At 67.1% G+C, this 23,715-nt stretch carries 20 protein-coding genes; 11 read left to right on the top strand and 9 right to left on the bottom strand.

All coding sequences use genetic code 11. The features are described from left to right. The first annotated feature begins 105 nt into the window (after window positions 1-105). On the top strand, window positions 106-1,746 hold the full coding sequence (locus tag Q7514_RS14755) for an MFS transporter (RefSeq protein ID WP_330134023.1): 1,641 nt from the start codon (window positions 106-108) through the stop codon (window positions 1,744-1,746). Here the strand turns inward: Q7514_RS14755 and Q7514_RS14750 are convergent. From Q7514_RS14750 to Q7514_RS14720, 7 genes are all read right to left on the bottom strand, one after another. After that, on the bottom strand, window positions 1,743-2,579 hold the full coding sequence (locus tag Q7514_RS14750) for a mycofactocin-coupled SDR family oxidoreductase (protein WP_330134022.1): 837 nt from the start codon (window positions 2,577-2,579) through the stop codon (window positions 1,743-1,745). The two genes, Q7514_RS14755 and Q7514_RS14750, sit on opposite strands and share 4 nt — an antisense overlap. A gap of 42 nt (window positions 2,580-2,621) precedes the next feature. Next, window positions 2,622-3,794 (bottom strand): lipid-transfer protein, encoded by a 1,173-nt coding sequence (locus Q7514_RS14745; RefSeq protein WP_330134021.1) that lies wholly within the window; start codon window positions 3,792-3,794, stop codon window positions 2,622-2,624. After that, window positions 3,791-4,216 (bottom strand): MaoC family dehydratase, encoded by a 426-nt coding sequence (locus Q7514_RS14740; RefSeq protein WP_330134020.1) that lies wholly within the window; start codon window positions 4,214-4,216, stop codon window positions 3,791-3,793. The genes Q7514_RS14745 and Q7514_RS14740 overlap by 4 nt, the downstream gene beginning before the upstream one ends. Continuing rightward, on the bottom strand, window positions 4,213-5,247 hold the full coding sequence (locus Q7514_RS14735; protein WP_330134019.1) for a bifunctional MaoC family dehydratase N-terminal/OB-fold nucleic acid binding domain-containing protein: 1,035 nt from the start codon (window positions 5,245-5,247) through the stop codon (window positions 4,213-4,215). The genes Q7514_RS14740 and Q7514_RS14735 overlap by 4 nt, the downstream gene beginning before the upstream one ends. Before the next feature lie 11 nt (window positions 5,248-5,258). Then, window positions 5,259-6,410: an acyl-CoA dehydrogenase family protein gene (locus Q7514_RS14730; protein WP_330134018.1), complete on the bottom strand. Its 1,152-nt coding sequence runs from the start codon at window positions 6,408-6,410 to the stop codon at window positions 5,259-5,261. Further along, window positions 6,395-7,444, bottom strand: a complete 1,050-nt coding sequence (locus tag Q7514_RS14725) for an acyl-CoA dehydrogenase family protein (RefSeq protein ID WP_330134017.1) — start codon at window positions 7,442-7,444, stop codon at window positions 6,395-6,397. The genes Q7514_RS14730 and Q7514_RS14725 overlap by 16 nt, the downstream gene beginning before the upstream one ends. A 145-nt stretch (window positions 7,445-7,589) precedes the next feature. Then, window positions 7,590-9,725: an acyl-CoA dehydrogenase gene (locus Q7514_RS14720; RefSeq protein ID WP_330134016.1), complete on the bottom strand. Its 2,136-nt coding sequence runs from the start codon at window positions 9,723-9,725 to the stop codon at window positions 7,590-7,592. 92 nt (window positions 9,726-9,817) lie between these two features. On the opposite strand from Q7514_RS14720, the gene kstR reads away from it, so the two are divergent. Together kstR and otsB are read left to right on the top strand one after the other, a co-directional pair. Beyond that, entirely contained in the window at window positions 9,818-10,495 is a 678-nt protein-coding gene (gene kstR / locus Q7514_RS14715; RefSeq protein ID WP_330134015.1) for a cholesterol catabolism transcriptional regulator KstR, read from the top strand. A 106-nt stretch (window positions 10,496-10,601) separates the two neighbouring features. Next, complete coding sequence (otsB, locus tag Q7514_RS14710; RefSeq protein WP_330134014.1) at window positions 10,602-13,160, top strand: trehalose-phosphatase; 2,559 nt, start codon at window positions 10,602-10,604, stop codon at window positions 13,158-13,160. A 6-nt stretch (window positions 13,161-13,166) separates the two neighbouring features. Here the strand turns inward: otsB and Q7514_RS14705 are convergent, their stop codons facing one another. After that, on the bottom strand, window positions 13,167-14,276 hold the full coding sequence (locus Q7514_RS14705; RefSeq protein WP_330134013.1) for a LacI family DNA-binding transcriptional regulator: 1,110 nt from the start codon (window positions 14,274-14,276) through the stop codon (window positions 13,167-13,169). A 152-nt stretch (window positions 14,277-14,428) separates the two neighbouring features. Between Q7514_RS14705 and Q7514_RS14700 the strand changes: the two genes are divergently transcribed. From Q7514_RS14700 to Q7514_RS14670, 7 genes are all read left to right on the top strand, one after another. Next, window positions 14,429-15,460 carry a metal ABC transporter solute-binding protein, Zn/Mn family gene (locus tag Q7514_RS14700; RefSeq protein ID WP_330134012.1) on the top strand — a complete coding sequence of 344 codons (1,032 nt, stop codon included), beginning with the start codon at window positions 14,429-14,431 and terminating at the stop codon, window positions 15,458-15,460. A gap of 41 nt (window positions 15,461-15,501) precedes the next feature. Continuing rightward, window positions 15,502-16,368: a metal ABC transporter ATP-binding protein gene (locus tag Q7514_RS14695; RefSeq protein ID WP_330134011.1), complete on the top strand. Its 867-nt coding sequence runs from the start codon at window positions 15,502-15,504 to the stop codon at window positions 16,366-16,368. Continuing rightward, window positions 16,365-17,252 carry a metal ABC transporter permease gene (locus tag Q7514_RS14690; protein ID WP_330134010.1) on the top strand — a complete coding sequence of 296 codons (888 nt, stop codon included), beginning with the start codon at window positions 16,365-16,367 and terminating at the stop codon, window positions 17,250-17,252. Before Q7514_RS14695 ends, Q7514_RS14690 begins: the two co-directional genes overlap by 4 nt. 28 nt (window positions 17,253-17,280) lie before the next feature. Beyond that, window positions 17,281-17,829 carry a TetR/AcrR family transcriptional regulator gene (locus tag Q7514_RS14685; protein WP_330134009.1) on the top strand — a complete coding sequence of 183 codons (549 nt, stop codon included), beginning with the start codon at window positions 17,281-17,283 and terminating at the stop codon, window positions 17,827-17,829. An 82-nt stretch (window positions 17,830-17,911) separates the two neighbouring features. Further along, window positions 17,912-19,507 carry a GMC oxidoreductase gene (locus Q7514_RS14680; protein WP_330134008.1) on the top strand — a complete coding sequence of 532 codons (1,596 nt, stop codon included), beginning with the start codon at window positions 17,912-17,914 and terminating at the stop codon, window positions 19,505-19,507. A gap of 21 nt (window positions 19,508-19,528) precedes the next feature. Beyond that, a complete protein-coding gene (locus tag Q7514_RS14675; protein ID WP_330134007.1) occupies window positions 19,529-20,287 on the top strand; it encodes a LamB/YcsF family protein in 759 nt (252 codons plus the stop codon). Window positions 20,288-20,297: 10 nt separating this feature from the next. Further along, window positions 20,298-20,906 (top strand): 5-oxoprolinase subunit B family protein, encoded by a 609-nt coding sequence (locus Q7514_RS14670; RefSeq protein ID WP_330134006.1) that lies wholly within the window; start codon window positions 20,298-20,300, stop codon window positions 20,904-20,906. Between the two features lie 14 nt (window positions 20,907-20,920). Here the strand turns inward: Q7514_RS14670 and mgtE are convergent, their stop codons facing one another. Beyond that, window positions 20,921-22,309, bottom strand: coding sequence for a magnesium transporter (gene mgtE / locus Q7514_RS14665; protein ID WP_408016096.1), 1,389 nt, complete (start codon window positions 22,307-22,309; stop codon window positions 20,921-20,923). A gap of 99 nt (window positions 22,310-22,408) precedes the next feature. On the opposite strand from mgtE, the gene Q7514_RS14660 reads away from it, so the two are divergent. After that, window positions 22,409-23,272 (top strand): 5-oxoprolinase subunit C family protein, encoded by an 864-nt coding sequence (locus Q7514_RS14660; RefSeq protein ID WP_330134005.1) that lies wholly within the window; start codon window positions 22,409-22,411, stop codon window positions 23,270-23,272. Window positions 23,273-23,715 lie beyond the last annotated feature (443 nt).

Raw genomic sequence — 23,715 nt, 5'->3', positions numbered from 1 at the left:
ACACCCTGCGACCGATTCAGCGGGTCTCGCCATCGAGGCCCGGTTCTGCTGTATTTTTATCTTCTACTGCGCGGGTCACTTCTGGAATCGGAAGCCGGTTCGACAATGGGCAAGAGTCGTAGATCAGGTCCGGAAGTGCGATCGGGCTCCGCACTCGTCCTGGCAGTGCTGGCATCGGGCCAATTCCTGATGACGCTCGACAGCTCGGTGATGAACGTGTCGATGGCGACCGTCGCGCAGGATCTCGGCACGACGATCACCGGAATTCAGACTGCCATCACCCTGTACACGCTGGTGATGGCCTCTCTGATGATCACGGGCGGCAAGATCGGCGCCGCGCTCGGACGACGCAGGGCCTTCGCCATCGGCCTCGTGATCTACGCGGTCGGATCGCTTGTCACCGGCCTCGCCCCGAACCTGGTGGTCCTGCTGGTGGGATGGTCGCTGCTCGAAGGGATCGGCGCGGCGCTGATCATGCCGGCGATCGTGTCACTCGTCGCAGCCAACTTCCCGCCCGAACGGCGCGCAGCGGCGTACGGCCTCGTTGCAGCAGCCGGTGCGATGGCCGTCGCAGTCGGCCCCCTACTCGGTGGAGCGGTGACGACATTCGCGTCGTGGCGGTATGTGTTCTTCGGTGAGGTCGTCGTGGTGGCGCTGATCCTGCTCGTGTTGCGGCAGGTGAAGGATGTTCCGGCGTCGCCGGTGTCGATCGACGTGCCCAGCGCGGTCACGTCGGTGGTAGGGCTGGCGATGGTCGTGTACGGCGTGCTGCGGTCGAGCGAATGGGGCTGGGTGATCGCCGCACCTGCCGGCCCGGAGATCATCGGTGCGTCCCCCGTGATCTGGCTGATCCTCGGCGGGTTGCTGGTCCTCTACGTGTTCATGCGACGGCAGCACGCGCTGGTCGCGCAGAAGCGCGATCCACTCATCGATCCGGCATTGTTCGAGAACCGTCAGCTCACCGGAGGGTTGACGATGTTCTTCGCCCAGTTCGCAGTTCAGGCCGGGGTGTTCTTCTCGGTGCCGCTGTTCCTGTCCGTGGTGCTGGAGTTGAGTGCACTCGAGACGGGTGTGCGAATCCTCCCGCTTTCGCTCGCACTCGTGCTCGCCGCGGCAGGTATCCCCAAGCTCTGGCCGCACGCGAATCCCCGGCGAGTGGTGCGTTTCGGACTCGCGTCGATGATCATCGGGATCGTCGTACTCACCGCGGGCATGGATCCCGGCGCGACGGCAGCCGTCGTCGCGATCCCGATGCTGTTCATGGGTCTCGGGCTCGGGGCGTTGTCCTCACAGCTCGGAGCGATCACGGTGTCGGCGGTGCCGGAGTCGCAGAGCGCCGAGGTCGGTGGCGTGCAGAACACCGCCACCAACCTCGGTGCGTCGCTCGGTACGGCATTGATCGGGTCGATCCTCATCGCCACGCTCTCCACCTCGGTGGCCGCGGGGATCGAGGACAACCCCGAGATCCCGGCGACCGTCCAGCAGCAGGCCGGCACTCGGATCGCACAGGGCGTGCCATTCCTGTCGAATACCGAACTCGACGGCGCCCTGGCCGCGGCGGGTCTGGACGAGCAGACACGCGACGCCGTCGTCGCCGTCAACAGCGATGCACGGCTCGAATCCCTGCAGGTGGCGTTCGGTGTGACTGCTCTGCTCGCGGTGGCCGCGCTGTTCGGAACGGGTCGGTTGCCGACGCATGCCGTCGGGACCGACCCCGCAGAGCGGAGCCGGTCCCGAAGACGCTAGCCGGTGACCCGCGCGGCGTTCCCCGCATCGATCGGCAGGACGGTGCCGCTGATGTGCGCGGCGGCCTCATCGCAGAAGAACAGCACCGCGCGAGTGATCTCGGCGGGCTCGAGCCACGGCACGGGCTGCGCATGCAACGACGCGAAGACCGGGGCGACGTCGTCGGCGGTGGGGTTCTCCAGATCGGGTCGGAGCATGCCGTAGAGCGCGTCGTTGTGGATCATCGGGGTGGAGATGTTGCCGGGTGCGATGGCGTTGACGGTGATCCCGTTCTGCGCGAGATCCAATGCGGCACTCTTGGTCAGGCCGATGACACCCCACTTCGACGCACCATAGGCGACCATGTTGGTGTTGCCGGCGCGCCCGAGCATCGACGAGATCGTCACGATCCGTCCGTAGCCGCGGTCGATCATTCCGGGCGACACGGCGGCGATCGTGTTGAACACACCCGTCAGGTTCGACGAGATCGTCTCGTCCCACATCGCCTGCGGCATCGACTGGACCGGCGCGGCCGTCGACACACCGGCGTTGGCGACCGCGATGTCGATGCGGCCGAACTCGTCGTGAGCACGTGCGACGAGCCGGTCCATCGCTGCGCGATCTGCGGTGTCGAGCTTCTCGGAGACGACCTTCGCGCCGGCGGCCTCGGCCAGACGTACCGTTTCCGCGAGATCGTCCTCGGTGGCGAGGGGATACCGCACCACGGGCGAATCCTCACAGCGGTCGCACAGGACGAGATCCGCTCCCGCCTCAGCGAATGCGAGCGCGTGCGAGCGTCCCTGGCCGCGGGCGGCTCCGGTGACGAACGCGACCTTGCCTTCGAAGTTGCTCATGAAAGTGTCCCTCTCGGTTGGGTGATGGCAGGGCTCGACCGGTCAGGACCGCGCCAGCATCAGGCCGGACGTGGGGACACCGGTGCCCGCGGTGACGAGCACATTCTCGACGGCATCCACCTGATTGACAGAGGTACCACGAATCTGACGAACACCCTCGGCGATTCCGTTCATTCCGTGGATGTAGGCCTCGCCGAGCTGGCCGCCGTGCGTGTTGAGCGGCAGGTGCCCGCCGAGCTCGATTCCTCCGTCGGCGATGAAGTCCTTCGCTTCGCCGGGCTTACAGAAGCCCAGCTCTTCGAGCTGCATCAGCACGTACGGGGTGAAGTGGTCGTAGAGCACCGCGGTCTGCACGTCCTGCGGGGTCAGGCCCGACTGGTCCCACAACTGGTCGCCGACGATGCCCATCTCGGGCAAACCCGTCAGTCCGTCCCGGTAGTAGCTCGTCATGATGTACTGATCCGGGCCGCTACCCTGCGCCGCCGCCGTGATGATCGCCGGCGCCTGCTTCAGGTCCTTGGCGCGCTCGGGTGTCGTGATCACCAGTGCCACACCACCATCCGATTCCTGGCAGCAGTCGAGGAGATGCAGCGGCTCCGCAATCCAGCGTGAGTTCTGGTGGTCCTCGAGGGAGATCGGCTTACCGTGGAAGAACGCCTTCGGGTTCGTCGCCGCGTGCTTGCGGTCTGCCACCGCGACAGCACCGAAGTCGGCGCTGGTGGCCCCCGTGACGTGCATGTAGCGCTGCGCGGTCATCGCAACGAACGAGGCCGGGGTGCTCAGTCCGTGCGGGTAGGAGAACGCGTTGTCGGTGCCCGACGAATTCACCTGGGTCGCAAGAGCACTGTTGACCTGCCCGTAGCGGGCGCCGGAACGCTCGTTGAATGCGCGGTAGGCGACGACGACGTCGGCGACACCGGTCGCGACCGCCATCGCGGCCTGTTGCACCGTCGCGGCCGCAGCCCCGCCGCCGTAGTGGATGCGGGAGAAGAACTTCAGGCTCGGTACACCCACCGCACGCGCGACTGCGACCTCGGTGTTGGTGTCCATCGTGAAGGAGACCAGACCGTCGACATCTGACGGCGACAGTCCTGCATCCTCGAGGGCATCGGTCACTGCTTCTGCAGCGAGGCGCAGTTCGCTGCGACCGGAGTCCTTGGAGAAATCGGTCGCGCCGATTCCGGCGATCGCAGCCTTACGCGACAGCCCGCTCATGCGGCCCCTCCTTCGGATGCGCCCTCGCCTGCGAGGAACGTGGCTTTCGCGACGATGTGGTTACCGAGTGAGTTGCTGCCCACGATGTCGAGGGTGATGACACCGTCGTCGTCGATGTCGGCGACGGTGCCGTTCAACGTGAGCGTGTCGTACGCGTACCACGGGACACCGAGGCGCAGTGAGATGGATTTGACGACGGCACGCGGTCCGGCCCAGTCGGTCAGGTACCGCTGGACGAGTCCGGTGTCGGTGAGGATGTTGACGAAGATGTCCTTCGAGCCGCGCTGCTGTGCGAGGTCGCGGTCGTGATGGACGTCCTGGAAGTCTCTGGTGGCCAACGCCGTCGAGATCACGAACGTCGGGTCGCCGTGGATGGACAGGGGTGGGAGTTTTTCCCCCACCGTCGTCGCGGATGTGCTCACGCGTCCTCCTCACAGGGCTGCCAGGCGTAGAGGGTCCACGGGCTTCCGCCGGTCTCGTCGTCGCCGGGGAAATCGAGATAGGTTGCCTGGACGGGCATTCCGATCTTCACGTCGGCCGGATCGACACCGCGCAGCTCGCCGAGCATGCGGATTCCTCCTCTGTCGCCCCTGCCACCCTCATCGAGTTCCACCAGCGCAACGACGAACGGCAACTGCCGCCCGGGCGCCTTCGGTGCGTGGTGCACCACGAAGCTGAATACGGTGCCGCGACCGCTCGCGACGACGTAGTCGGTCGTCTCGTTCTTGTCGAGCCACAGCGCGGGGACCGGGGGGTGCTGCAGTGAGCCGTCGGGGCGGCGCTGGATCCGCAGTTCGTGCTCGGCGACTCCGTCCCAGAAGAACTTCGTATCGTGCGACGCGGACGGGCGGAGCATGCGGGTCGGGTCGAGATCCTCGGGTACCTGCTGCGCTGCAACCGTCTTCGACGCTCCACCATCCGAGGCAGGGGGTGCGAACTTCAGGATGCGGAAGATCATCTCGGCGACCGCTTCGTCGCCGACCTTCCAGATGTTGCGGGTGGTGAAGAACCAGCCCTCACCGAGTCCGGTCTTCTTGGGCCCGACGACGTCCTCGAGTGTGGACTCGATCGTCACCTCTTCGCCGGGACGAAGGTAGCGGTGGTAGATCTGGTCACAATTGGTCGCGACCACCGATGTGTAGCCTGCCTCGTCGAGGATGTCGGTCATCCGGCCGAGCGGATCGTCCTTCTCGCGTTCGGCACCGAGTCCGCGCATCGTCCACACCTGCGCCATCGCGGGAGGCGCGACGAGACCGCCGTGGCCGGCGGCGATGGCCGAGGCTTCGTCGGTGTAGATGGGGTTGTCGTCGCCGAGCGCCTCGACCCAGTTGCGGATCATCGGCAGGTTCACCGGGTCACGGCCCGAGCGCGGCGCGGACGGGCCGTCGGCGCGGACGCCGTCGGCGGCGGCGAAGATCTCGTCGGGCGTGCTCATGGTGCCTGTGTCAGTCATCGCAGCCTCCGTCATCGCGGCACCCGGGGCATCCCGAGACCGGCCGTTGCGATCAGTTCCCGCATCACCTCGTTGACGCCGCCTCCGAAGGTGATGACGACGTTCCGCTTGGCCTGCATGTCGAGCCAGCTGAGCAGCGCGCCGGTGTCGGGGTCGGCGGGATCTCCATGGCGTCCGACGATCTCTTCGGCGAGCATGCCGACCCGCTGGATGCGTTCGGTGGCGAAGACCTTGGTGGCCGACGCGTCGGCGATGTCGACGGCGTCGCCGTCAGTCGAGGCGACCTGCCAGTTGAGCAGTTCGTTGAGCCGGTACGTCGCGTGGATCTCGCCGAGTGCGCGGCGTACATCGGGTTCGTCGGTGAGCTTGTGTTCGCGCACCCAGTCGAGGAGGTGTTCGTAGATGCCCGCGACCTTGCCGGCCGGTCCGAGCATGACGCGTTCGTGGTTGAGCTGGGTGGTGATCAGGCGCCAGCCCTTGTTCTCTTCACCGACGAGCATGCTCGCGGGCACACGCACGTCGCTGTAGTACGTGGCGTTGATGTGGTGGGCGCCGTCGGCGGTGATGATCGGGGTCCAGCTGAAGCCGGGGTCGCTGGTGTCGACGATGAACACGGAGATGCCCCGATGGCGGGAATCCGCGGATCCGGTGCGGGCAGCGAGCCAGATGTAGTCGGCGTCGTGGCCGCCTGTGGTGAAGATCTTCTGGCCGTTGATCACGTACTCGTCGCCGTCGCGAACCGCAGTGGTGCGCAGCGCCGCGAGGTCTGTGCCGGCTTCGGGCTCGGAGTAGCCGATGGCGAAGTGCACCTCACCGGCGAGGATCGCGGGCAGGAACTTCTGCTTCTGCTCGTCGGTGCCGTACACCTGCAGGGTCGGGCCGACGGTCTGAAGCGTGACGCTGGGCAGCGGCACGTCGGCGCGGACGGCCTCGTTGGCGAAGATCTGCTGTTCGACGTCGCCGAAGCCGTGACCGCCGAATTCGGTGGGCCAGCCGACGCCGAGCCAGCGGTCCTTGCCCATGCGACGGATCACGTCACGGTAGGTGGGTCCGTGCCGCTCGGTCCGCATGATCTCGGCCTCTTCGGGCGAGATCAGGTTGGAGAAGTAGCTGCGCAGTTCGTTCTGCAGTGCGCGCTGGTCTTCGGTCAGTTCGATGAACACCGGGCCCCCACGAGGTCGAGTCGGTACGAAGCGCCGCCGAGCAGCCGCGCAAGATCCTTGGCCGTCGACGAATATCTGTGCATCGGATAGGTTTCGTCGACGCCGATGCCGCCGTGCAGGTGGTGCAGCACGCGCATCGCCGGGAGCAGCTCCGCGGCGATCCAGTAGGCGGCGACGTCGAGATCGTCTGCGGCGTCGAGTCCCTCGGAGACCCGCCAGATGGTCGACAGGGCCGCCACGTGCAGGGTCCGGGCGGTGACGTATACGTCGGCGATCTGCTGCGCGACGGCCTGGAAGGTGGCGAGCGGCTTGTCGAACTGGTGGCGTTCGCTCACATGCTTCGCGGTGAGTTCGGTGGCGCCGGTGAGCAGTCCGTCGGAGTATGCGGCAATCGCGGTGGTCGCGAGGCGGTACAGGGTCTCGACGTCGGATGCCGGCTCGGCCCCTGCACCGAGCCGGATTCCGACCGTGGAGTCGAGCCGGACGGAGAATTCGGGGGTGTGCGCCGACGTGGGGCTCTCCCGCAGGGTCACCCCGTCGGCGTCCGGAGCCACGGCGACAACACCGGCTGTGGTGGGCACAAGAATGCTGTGTGCCCGATCCGCGTAGGGAACCGCGACGAACGACCCGGTGACCGCGACACCGTCGTCGACCGCGACGGCCGTCGCGGCGGGTGTCTGTGGGAAAGGACGGCCCGGCTCTGCGAGCGCCGCGGTGAGGACACCTCCGGCGGCGACCCCGCTCAGCAATTTGTCCTGCTGCTCGTCGGTGGCGAGCGCGAGTACGGGCAGCACACCGAATCCGATGGTGGACAGCGCCGGGATCAGAGCCGCGGTGCGGCCGACCTCGGTGAGGACGGTGAGCGCCTCGGCAACTCCGAGCCCGGAACCACCGAGCCGTTCAGGCAATGCCAGGGAGAGCAGATCCGCACCGGCGAGCGCGGTCCAGAGTTCGTCGGAGCCCAGACCCCGACCGAGCAGGTCGGCAGCGACTCCGGCCACTTCCTCCTGCGTCTCGTCACGTGCGAAATCCACCGTAACCACCTTCTATTTAGAACGTGTTCTAGTTGTAGCACCATTCCGGTGTCGGCGAAACCGCCGTCGGCTCGTATCGTGCCTGCCTCGCGAAACCGACGACGGACCCGTCCCGGCCTTCGGGACTCGCCATACCCCGGACCCGTCAGCTCCTCGGCAGTCCCAGAAGACGCTCGGCCGCCACGGTGAGCAGGATCTGCTCCGTACCGCCCGCGATCGTCAGGCACCGCAGATTGAGGAACTCACGCGTGAGTGGACCTTCCACCCATCCCGCCTCCCCCGCGAGATCCATCGCGAGCTCCGCGGTGTCCTGACGCTGACGCACCCCGATCAGCTTCCGCACGCTCGACGCCGGGCCGGGATCCTGGCCCTCGAGCTGTGCGAGGGTGGTGCGCAGATCCAGCAGGGACCCCACCAGCGCCTCGCCGATCTGGGTGCCGATCCGGTCGTCGGCCACCGCGTCGCCGGGTGCAGCCGAGGCGAGGAGCTCTTCGACTGCGGGGCCGAGCGACGATTTCCCGCCCATCGCGACCCGCTCGTTCGCGAGCGTGGTCCGTGCGAGTTTCCAGCCGCCGCCGAGCGAACCGACGACGCACTCGTCGGGCACGAACACCGAGTCGAGGAACACCTCGTTGAACAGCGCGTCGCCGGTGATCTCGCGAAGCGGTGCCACGGTGATACCCGCGGACCTCATGTCGACCAGAAAGTACGTGATGCCCTTGTGTTTCGGGGCATCACGGTCCGTGCGGGCCAGGCAGATCGCCCAGTCGGCCTCGTGCGCGAGTGAGGTCCACACCTTCTGTCCCTGCAGTGTCCAGCCGCCGTCGACCTTCTCCGCGGTGGTGCGCAGGGCCGCGAGATCGGATCCGGCGCCCGGCTCGGAGAAGAGCTGGCACCACACGATGTCGCCGCGCAGGGTGGGCATCGCGAAACGTTCGATCTGCTCGTTGGTCCCGTGCTCGAGGATGGTCGGCACCGCCCACCATCCGATCACCAGGTCGGGCCGTGTGATTCCTGCGGCCGCAAGTTCTTCCTGGATCAGGAGCTGTTCGGCGGGGCCGGCCCCGCGCCCGTATGGGGCGGGCCAGTGCGGTGCGAGACAACCGGATTCGGCAAGCGCCACTCGGCGCTCGGACTCGGGTAGCGCCGCGATCGCCGCAACCTCGCCGCGGATGCGTTCGCGGTCGGCGGCGTGCTCGGACAGGTCGATTCCGAGGTGACGGCGTGCGCCCGCGCGGGTCAGACCGGTCAGGCGGGCGCGCCACTCGGTGGAACCACCGAGCAGTTGCCTCGTGGCCACCGCGCGCCGCAGGTAGAAGTGCGCGTCGTGTTCCCAGGTGAAGCCGATTCCGCCGAGCACCTGAATCGCGTCCTCGGCGGTCTTCACAGCAGCGTCCAGCGACACCGCCGCAGCGACGGCGGCCGCGACGGGCAGTTCGGCCGGATCGGCGTCCACGGCGACGGCTGCGTCCCAGGCGAGGGCTCGGATCTTCTCCGTGCGGCACAGCATGTCCGCGCACAGGTGCTTGATGGCCTGGAACGAACCGATGGGCTTGCCGAACTGCTCGCGGATCTTGGCGTATTCGACTGCGGTGGTCAGTGCCCAGCCTGCGACACCGGCAAGTTCGGCCACCGAGAGTGCCACGGTGAGATCGCGGACGAACCCTGCGGGAGCCTGCACCACCCGGTCTGCAGGAACGACCGTTCCGTCGAACCGCACCCGTGCGAGCGGGCGCGACTTGTCGATCGTGTCGAGCACGTCCAGATGCATGCCCGGGGCGTCGGGATCCACCAGCCCCCAGAGTTCGGGGCCGTCGGCGTCGAGCCGGACGAGGACTGCAACACCGGACTCCGCCGCGATCACCGCGCCTGCCTCACCGGTCAGCACGACACCGTCGGCAGTGGACTCGGCGGCGACCGGGTCGAGCGCGACGGCAGCGGGCAGGGCACCTTCCGCGAGCAGGGTGGCCGTCTTCACCGCCGAATCTCCGCCGCGACCGAACACGAGCGCAGCGACGGCAGTCGTCACGACGGGCCCGGGAGCGAGTTCGTGTGCGGCCTGTTCGAGCATGACGGCCAGGTCGACCACGGTGGCACCGAGCCCTCCGGCCTCTTCCGGAACTGCAACACCGAACAGTCCGAGTTCGGCGAGCGACGTCCAGCCCTCGCGCCACGCGTCGTCGGGGTTCCGACGTATCCTGGACACCGGCTCCACGGCTCGTGACCAGGCCTGAACAGAAGCCTGAACGGCCCGCTGTTCCTCTGTCATGGCAATACTCACAGCGGGTCTCCGACCTTTCGAAATGACATTCTTACCTAGAACGTGTTCTAATATGACACCGGTTCAGAGTCAAGGTGTGAGGAAAACGATCTATGGCCACCCCGTCTCGCTCGCGTTCCAATGGCAACGGAACCCTGACCGCCCTCACCGAGGACGATCTCAGTTCCAACGCCCAGAAGGAACGGCGCAAGCGGATTCTCGATGCCACCCTGACGCTCGCGTCCAAGGGCGGCTACGAGGCCGTGCAGATGCGCGCGGTGGCAGAGCGTGCCGACGTCGCGGTGGGCACGCTGTACCGGTATTTCCCGTCGAAGGTGCACCTGCTGGTCTCGGCACTCGGGCGCGAATTCGCCCGCATCGAAGGCCGGGGGAAGATCCCGCCCGGCCACAGTCCGCTCGAACGCATGCATCTGATCCTGAGCTTGATCACCAAGGCCATGCAGCGCGACCCACTGCTCACCGAGGCGATGACCCGGGCCTTCATGTTCGCCGATGCGTCGGCCGCCGCCGAGGTCGACCAGGTGGGCAAGCTCATGGACCGGCTCTTCGCCAAGGCGATGAACGAGGGCGAACCCACCGAGGAAGAACTCGCGATCGCGCGCGTCATCAGCGATGTGTGGTTGTCGAACCTCGTGGCGTGGTTGACCCGCCGCTCCTCGGCCACCGACGTCGCACGCCGGCTGGAACTGACCGTCGACCTGCTGCTCGGCGATTCCCCACGCGAGGTGTACTCCACGCCCGGTGGCGCCGAATCGCGCGGCGATTCCTGAGCCGAACGACCCTTTCGTCCGGCACTCCGACGGTGTAACACGAAACACCCCCACTATTGCCTCCACACGGGTGGATGCACGGGTTTTTTCGCCTACCTTGGGACAGGTGAGCGCACTAGATCTCCCCATCGAGCTGCGCCGGGCGCTGGCCGCCGTCGCACGCGCGCCCCGGCTGTTGGTCGCGAGCGACTACGACGGCACGTTGTCCCCCATCGTGTCCGATCCGGACAAAGCTCATCCGCACGCCGAAGCGGTCCGAGCCCTGCGGGGCCTCGCGGTACTGCCCGCGACCTCCGCCGCGGTCATCTCGGGACGCGCGCTCAAGGATCTGGCAGTGCTTTCGCGTCTGCCTGTGGAAGTCAAGCTGGTGGGAAGCCACGGCTCCGAGTTCGATGTCGGATTCGTGCATGCGATCGACGACGAGTCCCGGAGCCGACTCCACGACATCGTCGCGGGGCTCGAGGCCATCGCGAGGCGATTCCCCGGTGTCGGGGTGGAGGCGAAGCCCGCCAGCGCCGCCCTGCACGTACGCAACGCCGCACCCGAGGATGCCGAATCCGCCCTGACGGCGGTACGCGGCGATCTCGCGCTGCTCCCCGGCATCCAGGTCACCGAAGGCAAGGCCGTCATCGAACTGTCCGTCGTCCCGACCGACAAGGGCAGCGCACTCGACATCATCCGACACCAGGAAGCCTCGAGCGCCGCGGTGTTCTTCGGGGACGACGTCACCGACGAGAAGGCATTCGCCTCCCTGCACGGACCCGATGTGGGTATCAAGGTCGGCGAAGGCGAGACAGTCGCCGAGTACCGGGTGGATCGCTCCGAGGACGTGGTCGCCGCCCTGGCATTCCTCCTCGAGGAACGCCGCACGTGGCTCTCGGGCGCGCACGCCGCACCGATCGAACGACTCACGATGCTCGCAAGCCCGCGCTCCAAGGCGCTGGTCACCCCCGATGGCACCATCACCTGGTTGTGCCATCCGGAACCTGATTCGGCCGCGATCTTCGCTCATCTCCTCGGCGGCGACGCCGCCGGTCATTTCACGATCGGCCCGACGCGCGAAGCACTTCCGCTGAGCCAGCGGTACGTCGACTCTACGATGACGGTCGTGACCCGCTGGGCGAGCCTCGCGGTGATCGACTACCTGCCGCACGACGTCGACGCCGGCCGCACCGACCTGACGCGCGTGATCTCCGGCCGCGCATCGGCAGCCGTGACGTTCGCACCGCGTCCCGAGTTCGGCCAGGGCCAGGTGATCCTCGAGGCCATCGACGACGGTCTGCGCGTGCACGGCTTCAACGAACCGTTCGTCCTGCGGTCACCGGGAGTCCGCTGGGACATCACCAGCGAGGGCGTCCACCACACCGCGCACGCCGTCGTCGACCCGACCGACGGCGACATCACCTTGGAATTACGCTGCGGAACAGACGATCTCGGACCACATCCGGCGTCCGAGGTGGAGCGGCGCGCACACGCGGAAGCGTACTGGTGGCAGTGGGCCGCCGAGCTCGACCTCCCTACTCTCAAGCCCGATCTCGCCAAGCGGTCGGCGCTCACCTTGCGCGGCCTCGTCCACGAACCGACCGGCTCGATCCTCGCGGCAGCGACCACATCGCTGCCGGAAGAGATCGGCGGCGTGCGCAACTGGGACTACCGGTACTGCTGGCTGCGCGATGCGGCACTGACGTCCCACGCGCTCGTGGACGTGGGTTCCCTCACCGAGGCCGAGAACTACCTCGACTGGGTACACGATGTCCTCGAGACACTCCCAGGACCGGAGCGTCTGCATCCGCTCTACACCCTCACCGGTGGCCCGCTACCTCCGGAGGCCGTGCTCGATTCCCTTCCCGGATATGCAGGTTCACGACCGGTGCGCGTCGGGAACGCGGCCAATCAGCAGGTCCAACTCGATGTGTTCGGACCCATCGTGAATCTGATCTCCGCGATCGCGCATCGCCGTGATTCACGCGGCGCCGACCACGTGTCCGCGCTCACCGATCGCGACTGGGAGCTGGTGTGCTCGATGGTCACGGCCGTCGAACGTCGCTGGTTCGAGCCTGATCACGGCATCTGGGAGATCCGCGACAACCCGCGACACCACGTCTATTCGAAGGTGATGGGCTGGCTCACCGTCGATCGCGCCCTCGCACTAGCCGAGAGGTTCTCACGTCCCGCCGGTGAAGGTTGGGAATCACTCCGCGACGAGATCGCGGAGGAGGTCCTCGAGAAGGGCTGGAACGACGATGTCCGCTCTTACACCGCCGCATACGACGGCACCGATCTCGACGCCGCAACCCTGTTCATCGGACTGACCGGACTGATCGACCCCACCGACGAGCGGTTCCGCGAGACCGTTCGGGCCACCGAATCGGAATTGCGGAGTGGTTCGACGGTGTATCGGTACCGCCACGAGGACGGACTGCCGGGCGTCGAAGGTGGCTTCCACCTGTGCGCGGCATGGCTCGTCGAGGCGTATCTGCTCATCGGGCAGCGCAACGACGCAGAGGCGCTCTTCACTCAGCTCGTCGCCGCCGCGGGGCCGACCGGTCTGCTCAGTGAGGAGTACGACCCGGTGGCCGAGCGGTCGCTGGGCAATCATCCGCAGGCGTACAGCCACATCGGGCTCCTGCGTTGCGCGCAACTGCTCGCAGCCAACCCCGCCTGAGCAGCCCTACTCTGCGTACCAGCCGGTGCTCTCGACCGGCCCCGAGGTCTTGCCGAACACCAGCTGGGTGTCGAGGGTCTCGATCTCGGGGATGCCCGAGTGCGCGGGTGAGGCCAGCAGCAGCTCACCCGCGCGACGTCCTTTGTCCTTCTGGGGCTGACTCACCGTCGTCAGACCTTCGCGAAGTGCCTCGTCGACGCCGTCGAACCCGGTGATCGACAGGTGGCCGGGGACATCGAGTCCGGCTCGGTCGGCCCATGCGAGTGCACCGAGCGCCAGCACATCGGTGGTACACATCAGCGCGGTGATGCGCGGGTTGACGCTCATGATCTGTGCCGCGGCGGACTGCCCGTCTCCGGAGGTGTGGGTGAACCGTTCGACCACGGTGAGCGCGGAGTCGTCCAGCCCGGCATCGCGCATGGCGTCGCGCACCCCGCGGATACGCTCGTGCTGGACGTGGAAGCCCGCGTCCTCGAGGACGGAGAGGTCGACGACGCCGTCGTGCCGTTCGCGGCCGAGCCGCATGCAGACGATCCCGAACTCGCAGTGCCCGAGCTCGATCAGGTGGGTGGCGAGATCACGCATCGGGCGGCGGTCGTCGATTCCGACGACGGGCGCCGCACCGATACCGCGCGGCTGGTCGCACGCGACGATCGGCAGGTGCCGCTCGAGCACCGCGGCCAGATAGGGGTCCTCCGGCGGTACGGAATAGACGACGAACCCGTCGACGGACGAGCGATGCACGACCTGCGCGGCCTCGGCGTCGGTGAGGCCCGGTCCTGCAGGAATGAGGAGCAAACCCTGTCCGGCGGCCTCGCATGCTTCGGATAGGCCGGAGAGAAAACTCATCGCGGCGGGGTCGCGGAACGAGTAGCTGAGCGCCTCGGTGAGGAGCACCCCGACCGCACCGGCCTTGCGGGTACGCAGCGAGCGGGCCATCGGATCGGGACCTGCGTAGCCGCGGCGTTTGGCGACTTCGAAGACCCGTTCGCGCAGCTCGGTGGATAGTTGATCTGGTCGGTTGTACGCGTTCGAGACCGTGGTGCGAGAGATTCTCAGCTCGGCGGCGATCGACGCCAGAGTCGCCTGTCGGCGCGGCTGACGGGACCTGGACATGATCGGACCGTAGTCCTGTGGCGATGCTCACGACCAGGCGGGTTGGGAAGAATGCGCGAAATCGTCCGTTAAAGTGGAACGGTAACGGTTTCCAATAGCGTTAGGGTGGCCTCACCACCTTCCTGCGCTCCCCGACTCAGGAGAGAACACCAGTGCGTATGTCCTCCCGCGCCGCGCTCGCCGCAGCCACACTGTCGTGCGCCACCGTCCTCGCAGCGTGTGGCTCCGGCACGACCGGCGACTCCGGCTCGGACGGCGACCTGAGCGTGGTCGCGTCGACGAACGTGTGGGGCTCGGTCGCCCAGGCCGTCGCGGGAGACCGTATCGAGGTCGAATCGCTGATCTCCGAGCCGAACGCCGACCCACACTCCTACGAAGCCAGCCCGCTCGATGCCGCTGCGATCAGCGACGCGTCGCTGGTGGTCTACAACGGCGGCGGATACGACCACTTCGTCGACGACATCCTCGAGTCCATCGGTGACGATGTCCCTACCGTCGAAGCGTTCGCCTTGTTCGAGTCGGGTGAATACAGCGACCTGCACTCAGGCCACGACCACGGCACGAGCACGGACGCCCCCGCATCCGAAACACCGACAGAAGACGAGGCCGCACACGATCACGCCGGTGACGATCACGCGGGCCATGATCACAACGGCGTCAACGAGCACGTCTGGTACGACCTCGCGACCGCCGATGCCGTTGCCCACGCCATCGCCGAGCAGCTCTCCGAACTCGACCCGGACGGCGCCGAGGTGTACCGCGCCAATGCCGCCGATTTCCACGAGAGCCTGCACAGCATCTCCGACGTGACAACCCGGATCGCGGACACCCACGCCGACGCACCCATCGCGCAGACCGAGACCATCGGCCACTATCTCGTACTGTCGGCCGGCCTCGACGACGTGACCCCCACCGACTTCACCAACGCGATCGAGAACGGCACCGACCCGTCGCCCGCGAGCATCGCCGAAACCCGGCAACTGCTGCTGGACAAGAGGGTCGGCGTCCTTCTCTACAATCCGCAGACCGAGGACAAAGTGAGCCGGGAGATGCGCTCCGCCGCCGAGACCTCAGGCATTCCCGTCGTCGAGGTTTTCGAGACCCTCCCCGAGGGAGTCGATTACATTCAGTGGCAGACCCGGACCGCCGAGTCGCTCGCCGCCGGACTCGATTCTGCGTCGTAATCCCTGACAGCCCCTGACCACAGCTCGAGAACGCGGACCCGGTGACATCATCCCTACCCGACCATCCCCACGCGGTCGAACTGAGCGGCGCCCGATTGGCGTTCGGCGAACGCACCCTCTGGGACCACCTCGACCTCGCGGTGCACCCCGGAGAGTTCGTCGCGGTCCTCGGGCCGAACGGCGCCGGAAAGACCTCCCTGCTCAAGGTCCTGCTCGGTCAGCTACCGCTCAGCTCCGGCACCGCCACCATCGCGGGCACACCTGTCCACACCGGCAGCCCCCACGTCGGATACGTGCCGCAACAGAAGACCCTCGAGGTGGGTGTCCCGCTGCGCGGCCGCGACCTCGTCGGACTCGGCGTGGACGGGCACCTGTGGGGCACCGGCATTCGACATTTCAAGCGCCGCAAGGCCGCTGTGGACGCCGCAATCGCCCAGGTCGGCGCGCAGTCGTACGCGAACGCGCTGGTGGGCGACCTGTCCGGCGGAGAACAGCAACGACTCCGCGTGGCGCAGGCGCTCGTGGGTGATCCGCAGGTACTGCTGTGCGACGAACCGCTGCTCAGCCTCGACCTCGCCAACCAGCATCTCGTGTCGACGCTCATCGACCAGCGACGCAAGGACCACGACACCGCCGTCCTGTTCGTCACCCACGAGATCAATCCGATCCTCCCCCTCGTCGATCGAGTGCTGTATCTCGTCGACGGCCAGTTCCGCATCGGCACACCCTCGGAAGTCATGACCTCCGAGGTGCTCTCCGAGCTGTACCGCACCGAAGTCGAAGTGCTCGAGATGCGAGGGCGGCTCGTCGTCGTCGGCACGGGCGACGCCATCGATGCACTCGGCAGCGCGGGCGGGCTCCGTCCCGGCGAAGGCGTCCACCATCACCACCCGGAAGACAACGAATGAGCAGCAAGTTCACGGACGCAATGGGACGTCTGTTCGATTTCCGGGCCACAGCCGATCTGCTGCAGTACGACTTCGTGCAGCAGGCGCTGATCTCCGGCGCGATCCTCGGTCTCCTCGCCGGCGTCATCGGGCCCCTGATCATCAGCCGTCAGATGGCGTTCTCGGTGCACGGCACCTCCGAACTGTCGCTCACCGGCGCCGCCGCAGCACTGCTGGTCGGGGTGTCCGTCGGGCTCGGTGCGGTCGTCGGCGCGGTGGTCGCCGCGATCCTGTTCGGGTTGCTCGGTACCCGTGCCCGCGAACGGGACTCGGTGATCGGCGTCGTCATGGCCTTCGGACTCGGCCTCGCAGTGCTGCTGCTGTGGGCGTACGACGGGCGCACCGGCGCAGCGTTCTCGCTGTTGACCGGACAGATCGTGGCGCCCGGTGGAACCGGCATCTCGCTGCTCGCGGGCTGCGCAGTGGTGGTGATCGGCGCCCTGCTCCTGATGTACCGCCCGCTGCTGTTCGCGAGCACCGACCCGGAGGTCGCCGCCGCACGCGGCGTGCCGGTGCGGGCACTCTCGATGGTCTTCGCCGTGCTCGTCGGCATCACCGCTGCACTCGGTGTGCAGATCGTCGGTGCGCTGCTCGTCATGGCGTTGCTCATCACACCGGCCGCCGCAGCGGCGCGGGTGACTCGAGGACCACTCGCGGCAACGGTCCTGTCGGTGATCTTCGCCGAGGTCGCGGCCGTCGGTGGCATCCTGCTCGCGCTCGCACCCGGTGTCCCGGTGTCGAGTTTCATCACCACGATCGCCTTCGTCATCTACCTCGTGTGCCGGACCATCGGATCGGTGCAACGTCGCCGGGGCGCTGGGCGGGTTCTCACACCGGCGTCATGACGCCCGCTCGGTACGGGACAATCAGCAGATGCGCTCCCGTACGAAGGTTCTCGACGCGACGCTCACGCTCATCACGCGCGACGGGTTCGATGCCGTCAGCATCGCAGGGGTAGCGAAGGCGTCCGGTGTCTCCCGACAGACCGTGTACTCGATATTCGGGAGTCGGGAAGATCTGGTGTCGCAAGCGGTCGCGAGCGCTGCGCTGGCAGAGCTCGACGATATCCTCACGCGGTTGAACGGAACCGAGTCGCCGTGCGAGTACGTCGTCGAACTGCTCGTCGCGGGACGAGCTGCGGTGCGCGGCAACCCGGTGCTCTCCGCGTTGCACCGTTCGGGCCGTGAGCATCCCTTCTTCGACACGGGCATGGTGAGCCGGGCCGAGCCGGTCGTGCGACAACTGCTCGAGCCCATGAGCGAGAAGTACCCGGAGACAGTTCCCGAGATCGACGACATCACCGATGTCACGCTCTTCCTCGGATTGTCGGTGGTTCTGTTCGACGACCCCGAGATGCACTCGGACGACGAGTTGCGGCAATTTCTCACCAGGTGGCTGGGCCCCGCGATGCCAAAACCTTGACACTTTGGACCACTCTGTCTAGTTTTGCACGCGGCCAGGGGGACATCCACCCGGCCCGAGCACATTCTGGGGGGACGGAAACTTGTCGATCATCACGAGGCGCACATTTCTCGCTGGCGCAGCCACCATCGGCGCCACGTTGGCGGGATCATCGGCTGCATACGCTTCGACCGGCACCGCTGCCCGGGCGAACAGAGTTCCGCTGACACGCGAAGAACACCGCGTCGTCGTCATCGGCTCCGGATTCGGCGGCGGTGTGAGCGCACTGCGCCTGGCCGAAGCCGGAGTGCCCGTCACCATTCTCGAACGGGGAAAGCGCTGGCCCACCGGCCCCGACGCGACGACCTTCCCGCGAGTCGACGCACCCGACGGGCGCATGCTGTGGTTCCGCTCCGCACCCGAACTCTTCGGCAGGCCCGTCATGGTCGAGCCGCACACCGGCCTGGTCGAGGCTGTCGTCGGACAGAACATGACCGCCGTGTGCGCCGCAGGCGTCGGCGGTGGCTCGCTGGTCTACCAGGGAATGTCGTTGCAGCCCAGCGAGGAAGTGTTCAACACTCACTTCCCGAACGAGCTCGACTGGACCACCATGAATCGCGTCCACTACCCGCGCGTGTCGAGGATGCTGGGGCTCGCGACCGCCCCCGACGAACTCGTCTCCCACCCCAACTACGCCGCCGCGCGGATCTTCGCCGAGCGCGTGAAACAGGCCGGGCTTCCGCTCGACAAGATTCCCATGCCTATCGACTGGGACTACGCCCTCGCCGAACTGCGCGGCGAGATGGCTCCGTCGTACACGGACGGCTCCGGCGCTCTCGGTGTCAACAACGGCGGCAAGCATTCCGTCGACGTCACCTACATCGCCGCCGCCGAGGCGACGGGTCTGGTGACCGTCCAGGCCCAACATGAGGTCAAGGACATCGAGCGAGCATCCGACGGCCGGTGGACGGTGTACGTCGACCGGATCGACACCTCCGGGAAGCTCCTCGAGAACAAGATCCTCACCACCGACACGCTCATCCTTGCCGCCGGTAGCCTCAACACGACCCGGCTGCTGGTCCGGGCGTCGCAGAAGGGGCAGATCCCGGATCTCCCCGACGATCTCGGACGCAATTGGGGCAGCAACGCCGACCGCATCTACCTCTGGTCCGACATGCGTGAGGACTTCGGCGCACTGCAGGGTGGCCCGGTCGTCTACGGCAGCAAGAACTGGGACGACCCGAACACCGCGTTCACGGTGATCCAGGCATCGATTCCGGCGATCGGCCTCAACACCCGCAGCACCGTGCTCGTGGGCTACGGCATCAGCGACAGCCGCGGGTCGTTCGTCTACGACTCCGCGGCCGACGATGCGATCCTGCACTGGCCGAGGGATGGCGACGCAGCAATCCAGAACGGCCACATCGATCCCATGGTGCGCAGGATCGTCGGCAATACGGGCGTTGCCACCGACACCAACGCCATCGTGCCGTCCACGTGGCACCCGCTCGGCGGTGCAAGCATGGGCCGCGTCTGCGACCTCGACGGACGAGTACACGGCCAGCGCGGCCTGTACGTGCTCGACGGTGCGCTGCTTCCGGGTCAGTCCGGTGCGTGCAACCCGTCGATGACCATCGCCGCCGTCGCCGAACGTGCGCTCGACAACATCGTCGCGAAGGACGTCGGGGCGAGTATCTGACACACGCCTAGAATCGGACACGTGACCCGTATCGACCTCAACAGCGACCTGGGCGAAAGCTACGGGCAGTGGCGACTCGGCGACGACGAGACCATGCTCTCGCTCGTCACGAGCGCAAACATCGCCTGCGGATTCCACGCGGGCGATCCATCGACTCTACTCGAAACCTGTAGGGGTGCAGCCGTTCACACCGTGCGCATCGGAGCACAGGTGGGGTACCACGATCTGACGGGATTCGGTCGACGGTTCATCGACGTCGAGCCGGCCGAACTCACCGCCGAGGTCATCTATCAGATCGGCGCGCTCGACGGTCTCGCCCGAGCAGCGGGATCGGCGGTGAGTTACGTCAAACCGCACGGCGCTCTGTACAACGCGATCGTGCACCACCGCGAGCAGGCCCGCGCGGTGGTGGAGGCGATCCGCTCGTACAACACCACACTGCCTGTTCTCGGGCTTCCCGGATCGGCGTTCCTCAAGGAAGCCGAACGCGCAGGGTTGATCGTGGTGACCGAGGCGTTCGCCGACCGCGCGTATACACCCGAGGGCACCCTGGTGTCGCGGCGCGAACCCGGCGCCGTGCTGCACGACCCGGATGTGGTGGCCCAGCGTGTGTTGCGCATGGTCACCGAGGGTGTGGTCACGGCGATCGACGGCACCGATGTGCACGTGGACGCGCAGTCCGTGTGCATCCACGGCGACTCACCCGACGCCACCGCCATGGCCGTGGCCGTAAGGGCCCTGCTGGATGCCGAGAACGTCGACATCCGGGCATTCGTCTAGGCGGCGGAGCGTGAGAATCCTGCGCAACGGCGACTCCGCGATACTCGCGGAGTTCGATTCGCTCGACGACGTACTCGCGCATTTCCGCGCACTCGACGCGGAGCGTATGCACGGTGTCCTCGATCTGATTCCCGCCGCCCGCACACTGCTGGTCCGGTACGACACCGAGACGACCCGCGCCGACGCGATACGCCGCTGGCTCGTCGAGACGCCGCCGATGCGTGCGGACACCACCCCAGGTACGGAAGTGGTGATCGAAGTCCGGTACGACGGCCCCGATCTCGAGGAGGTCGGTCAACGAACCGGGCTGACTGCGAGTGGGGTGATCGCCGCGCACACCGGCCGCCTCTGGACTGTGGCATTCGGCGGTTTCGCCCCCGGATTCGCATATCTCACGGGCGGCGACAGCCGCTTGCATGTACCGCGGCGCGATTCCCCGCGCACCTCGGTGCCGGCGGGCGCGGTCGGGTTGGCCGGCGAGTTCTCCGGCGTCTACCCGCGAAGTTCCCCCGGCGGCTGGCAATTGATCGGAACCACCGAACAGGTGCTGTGGCAACCGGATCGGACCCCGCCCGCACTGCTTCGTCCCGGGACCGCGGTGCGGTTCGAGTCGATCTGAGCGCCGAGCGGGCGTCAGATTCCCAGCACCGCCTTCGCGATGAGGAAGTACACCACCAATCCGGTGGCGTCGACGAATGTCGTGATGAACGGATTCGAGAAGACCGCAGGATCTGCCCGGATCGCCTTGGCCGCCAACGGCATGACCCCACCGACGGTGGCCGCGAGCGTGCACACGGTCAGCAGCGTCAATCCGATCACTGCTCCGACCGACGCGTCGTAGACGAGACTCGCGAGCACGAACGCCACTGTTCCGAGCAGCACCCCGAGTGAGAGCCCCACCCGGCTCTCACGGACGACGACACGACCGATGTCGCGGGGACTCACGTCGTCGAGGGCCAACGCGCGCGTGACGGTGGTCGCCGCCTGATTTCCGGTGTTGCCGCCGGTGCCGATGAGCAACGGCACGAACAACGCCAACGTCACAGCCTGCTCCAAGGTCGATTCGAACACCTCGAGCACCTGCACGGTCAGCGTCGCCCCGACCGCCAGCACCAACAGCCACACAACCCGTGAGCGCACCAGTTGCCCCACGGGAGTAGCAAGATACGGCTGCCGCAGGGGCTCGGTGCCACCGATGCGGGCCTGGTCCTCGCTCTCGGCCGACTCCAGGATGCCCAGCGCGTCGTCGACGGTGAGGATACCCACCAGCCGTGTCTCGCTGTCCACGACGATCAGCGCCAGCAGTTTGAGCTCGGCGCAGCGGCGGGCCGCTTCCTCTGCGTCGTCGGTGGCCCGCGCGAAATACGGTTCGTTCATGATGTCGCCGACCACGCTGTCGGTCGGCGCGCCCATCAGCTCTCGCAGCCCCACCACGCCCACGAGGATCCGGTTCCGGTCGACGACCGGCAGCGTGTAGACCGTCTCGGCATCGTGGAGGCGGCTCCGGACGATCGCGAGCGCTCGGTCGACGGGCATGTCGAGGCGCAACGAGACGAACTCCGGGCTCATGCGCCGACCCAGCGCGCCCTGCCGGTAGCCGAGGATGGCTGCCGTCAACTCACGTTCGTCGTAGGGAAGTCCGCGCATGAGCTTCGCGGCAACGGTGGCCGGCAACTCGTCGAGCAGTTCGACTCGATCGTCGGGCTCGAGATCGGCGAAGATCGATGCAACCTGATCATCCTGCAGACCCCCGACGAGGGCGCTCTGCAGGCTCGGATCCAGCTGCTCGAACACCTCCATCGCCTGGTCCTTGGGAAGCAACCGATAGAGCACCGCGCGGTCGGTCTTGTTCAACCGCTCGAGCACGTCGACGAGCAGTTCCACGCTCAGGTCGGCAACCGCAGCGTGCGCTGCGGTCAGATCGCCGTCGGCCAATGCACGCTCGACCATCCGGGTCGCCTCGACCCGGGTGGCCTCGGTGCGGGTGGCCTCGATACGGTTGCTCGGATCGTCCCGGCTCATCACGTCTCCCTCGAACTGCGGCACTCAAACCTAACGTGATCCGGGTGAGCCCACCGAACTGCTCTCGCGGCCGACCCCGGATTGCGGGACCATGGACCCATGGCATGGCTCGAGGTCGTCACCGGTGGAATGTTCACGACCGTGCAGGATCACGGACGCACCGGACACGGGGCCGACGGCGTGACCGAATCCGGTGCGGCCGATCGCACGGCACACGACGCCGCGAATCGGCTCGTGGGCAACCACCCGGACGCCGCCGCCCTCGAAATGACGGGCGGCGGTCTCTCCGTCCGGAGTATCGGCGACACGATCGTCGCGATCACCGGAGCACGTGTCGACGTGACGGTCAACGGCCGGCTGGTCGGCGATTACGCGAGAGTGCTGCTCCGTGACCAGGACATCGTCTCGGTCGGTGCGCCGTCCGAGGGCCTGCGGTCGTACCTGGCGGTCCGCGGCGGTATCGATGTCCCGGAGGTACTGGGAAGCAGATCGACCGACACGTTGTCGGACACCGGCCCCGAGCCGGTAGACACCGGTGATCGGCTGTTGGTGGGCGCGCTCGCCGACGAACTCCCGGGCGAGGAACAGATTCCTCCACCTGCCCCGACCGGCGATCCCGTCGAACTCCGTGTGCGGATCGGCCCCCGCGACGACTGGTTCACCCCGGCCTCGGTCCGCGCACTTCTGCACGAATCGTGGACGGTGACGCCGAAACTCGACCGGGTGGGGATCCGGTTCCAGGGCCCCGGCCCGTTGCACCGCTCACGCCACGACGAGCTTCCCAGCGAGGGCCTGGTTGCGGGCTCCATTCAGGTACCGCCGGAGGGACACCCCGTGTTGTTCCTCGCGGATCATCCCGTCACCGGCGGATATCCGGTGATCGCCGTGGTGACGACAGCGGACCTTCCCACTGCCGCGCAGTTACGGCCGGGTCGGTGCGTGCGGTTCGTCCGACTGATCTGAGTCACAACCTTGTTGTCCCGCACGGTAATCCAGCCTCGATCACCAGCACTCGTGCGCACCTCCACCGTTCCGGACACTCCATGACCCCGGGGCGTCAGGAACGCTGCCATCAAGTACTCCAGCCAGTCGGCGTAGCGGTAGAAGACCGGGTCGCCGTCCCACTCGAGGGCACTTCCGTCACTGCTCGGGACCCACTGGCACCACGACAGCGGCCGCCCATCTGTCGGCAGACCGTCGCGGCCCGCGTTGTGCGGACCACTCGCGGGACCCGCGAACCCGGTGAGGAAGTCGATCTCGTGCCGGTCCAACGGCGGTCTGATCTCGAAACGCCCGTCGAACACCGTCGTATACGCCACCCGTTGCCCCGCTTCCGTCCGGTCCTACCGATACAGACGCACCGGGCGCCGGATCGGTTCCCGTGTGTCCGCAGTAGACGTCAGGAA

The sequence above is a fragment of the Rhodococcus artemisiae genome (genome assembly GCF_036327795.1).
Classification (GTDB): Bacteria; Actinomycetota; Actinomycetes; order Mycobacteriales; family Mycobacteriaceae; genus Rhodococcus; species Rhodococcus artemisiae.
Note: the sequence above shows the minus strand (reverse complement) of the source record. Positions and strands in the feature narration are given on the sequence as shown.

Bases quoted from the DNA above. Each gene is read 5' to 3' on its own strand.
- Q7514_RS14755 (WP_330134023.1), top strand. From the start codon at position 106: ATGGGCAAGAGTCGTAGATCAGGTCCGGAAGTGCGATCGGGCTCCGCA.
- Q7514_RS14750 (WP_330134022.1), bottom strand. From the start codon at position 2,579: ATGAGCAACTTCGAAGGCAAGGTCGCGTTCGTCACCGGAGCCGCCCGC.
- Q7514_RS14745 (WP_330134021.1), bottom strand. From the start codon at position 3,794: ATGAGCGGGCTGTCGCGTAAGGCTGCGATCGCCGGAATCGGCGCGACC.
- Q7514_RS14735 (WP_330134019.1), bottom strand. From the start codon at position 5,247: ATGACTGACACAGGCACCATGAGCACGCCCGACGAGATCTTCGCCGCC.
- kstR (WP_330134015.1), top strand. From the start codon at position 9,818: ATGGCCACCCCGTCTCGCTCGCGTTCCAATGGCAACGGAACCCTGACC.
- Q7514_RS14705 (WP_330134013.1), bottom strand. From the start codon at position 14,276: ATGTCCAGGTCCCGTCAGCCGCGCCGACAGGCGACTCTGGCGTCGATC.
- Q7514_RS14690 (WP_330134010.1), top strand. From the start codon at position 16,365: ATGAGCAGCAAGTTCACGGACGCAATGGGACGTCTGTTCGATTTCCGG.
- Q7514_RS14685 (WP_330134009.1), top strand. From the start codon at position 17,281: ATGCGCTCCCGTACGAAGGTTCTCGACGCGACGCTCACGCTCATCACG.
- mgtE (WP_408016096.1), bottom strand. From the start codon at position 22,309: ATGAGCCGGGACGATCCGAGCAACCGTATCGAGGCCACCCGCACCGAG.
- Q7514_RS14660 (WP_330134005.1), top strand. From the start codon at position 22,409: ATGGCATGGCTCGAGGTCGTCACCGGTGGAATGTTCACGACCGTGCAG.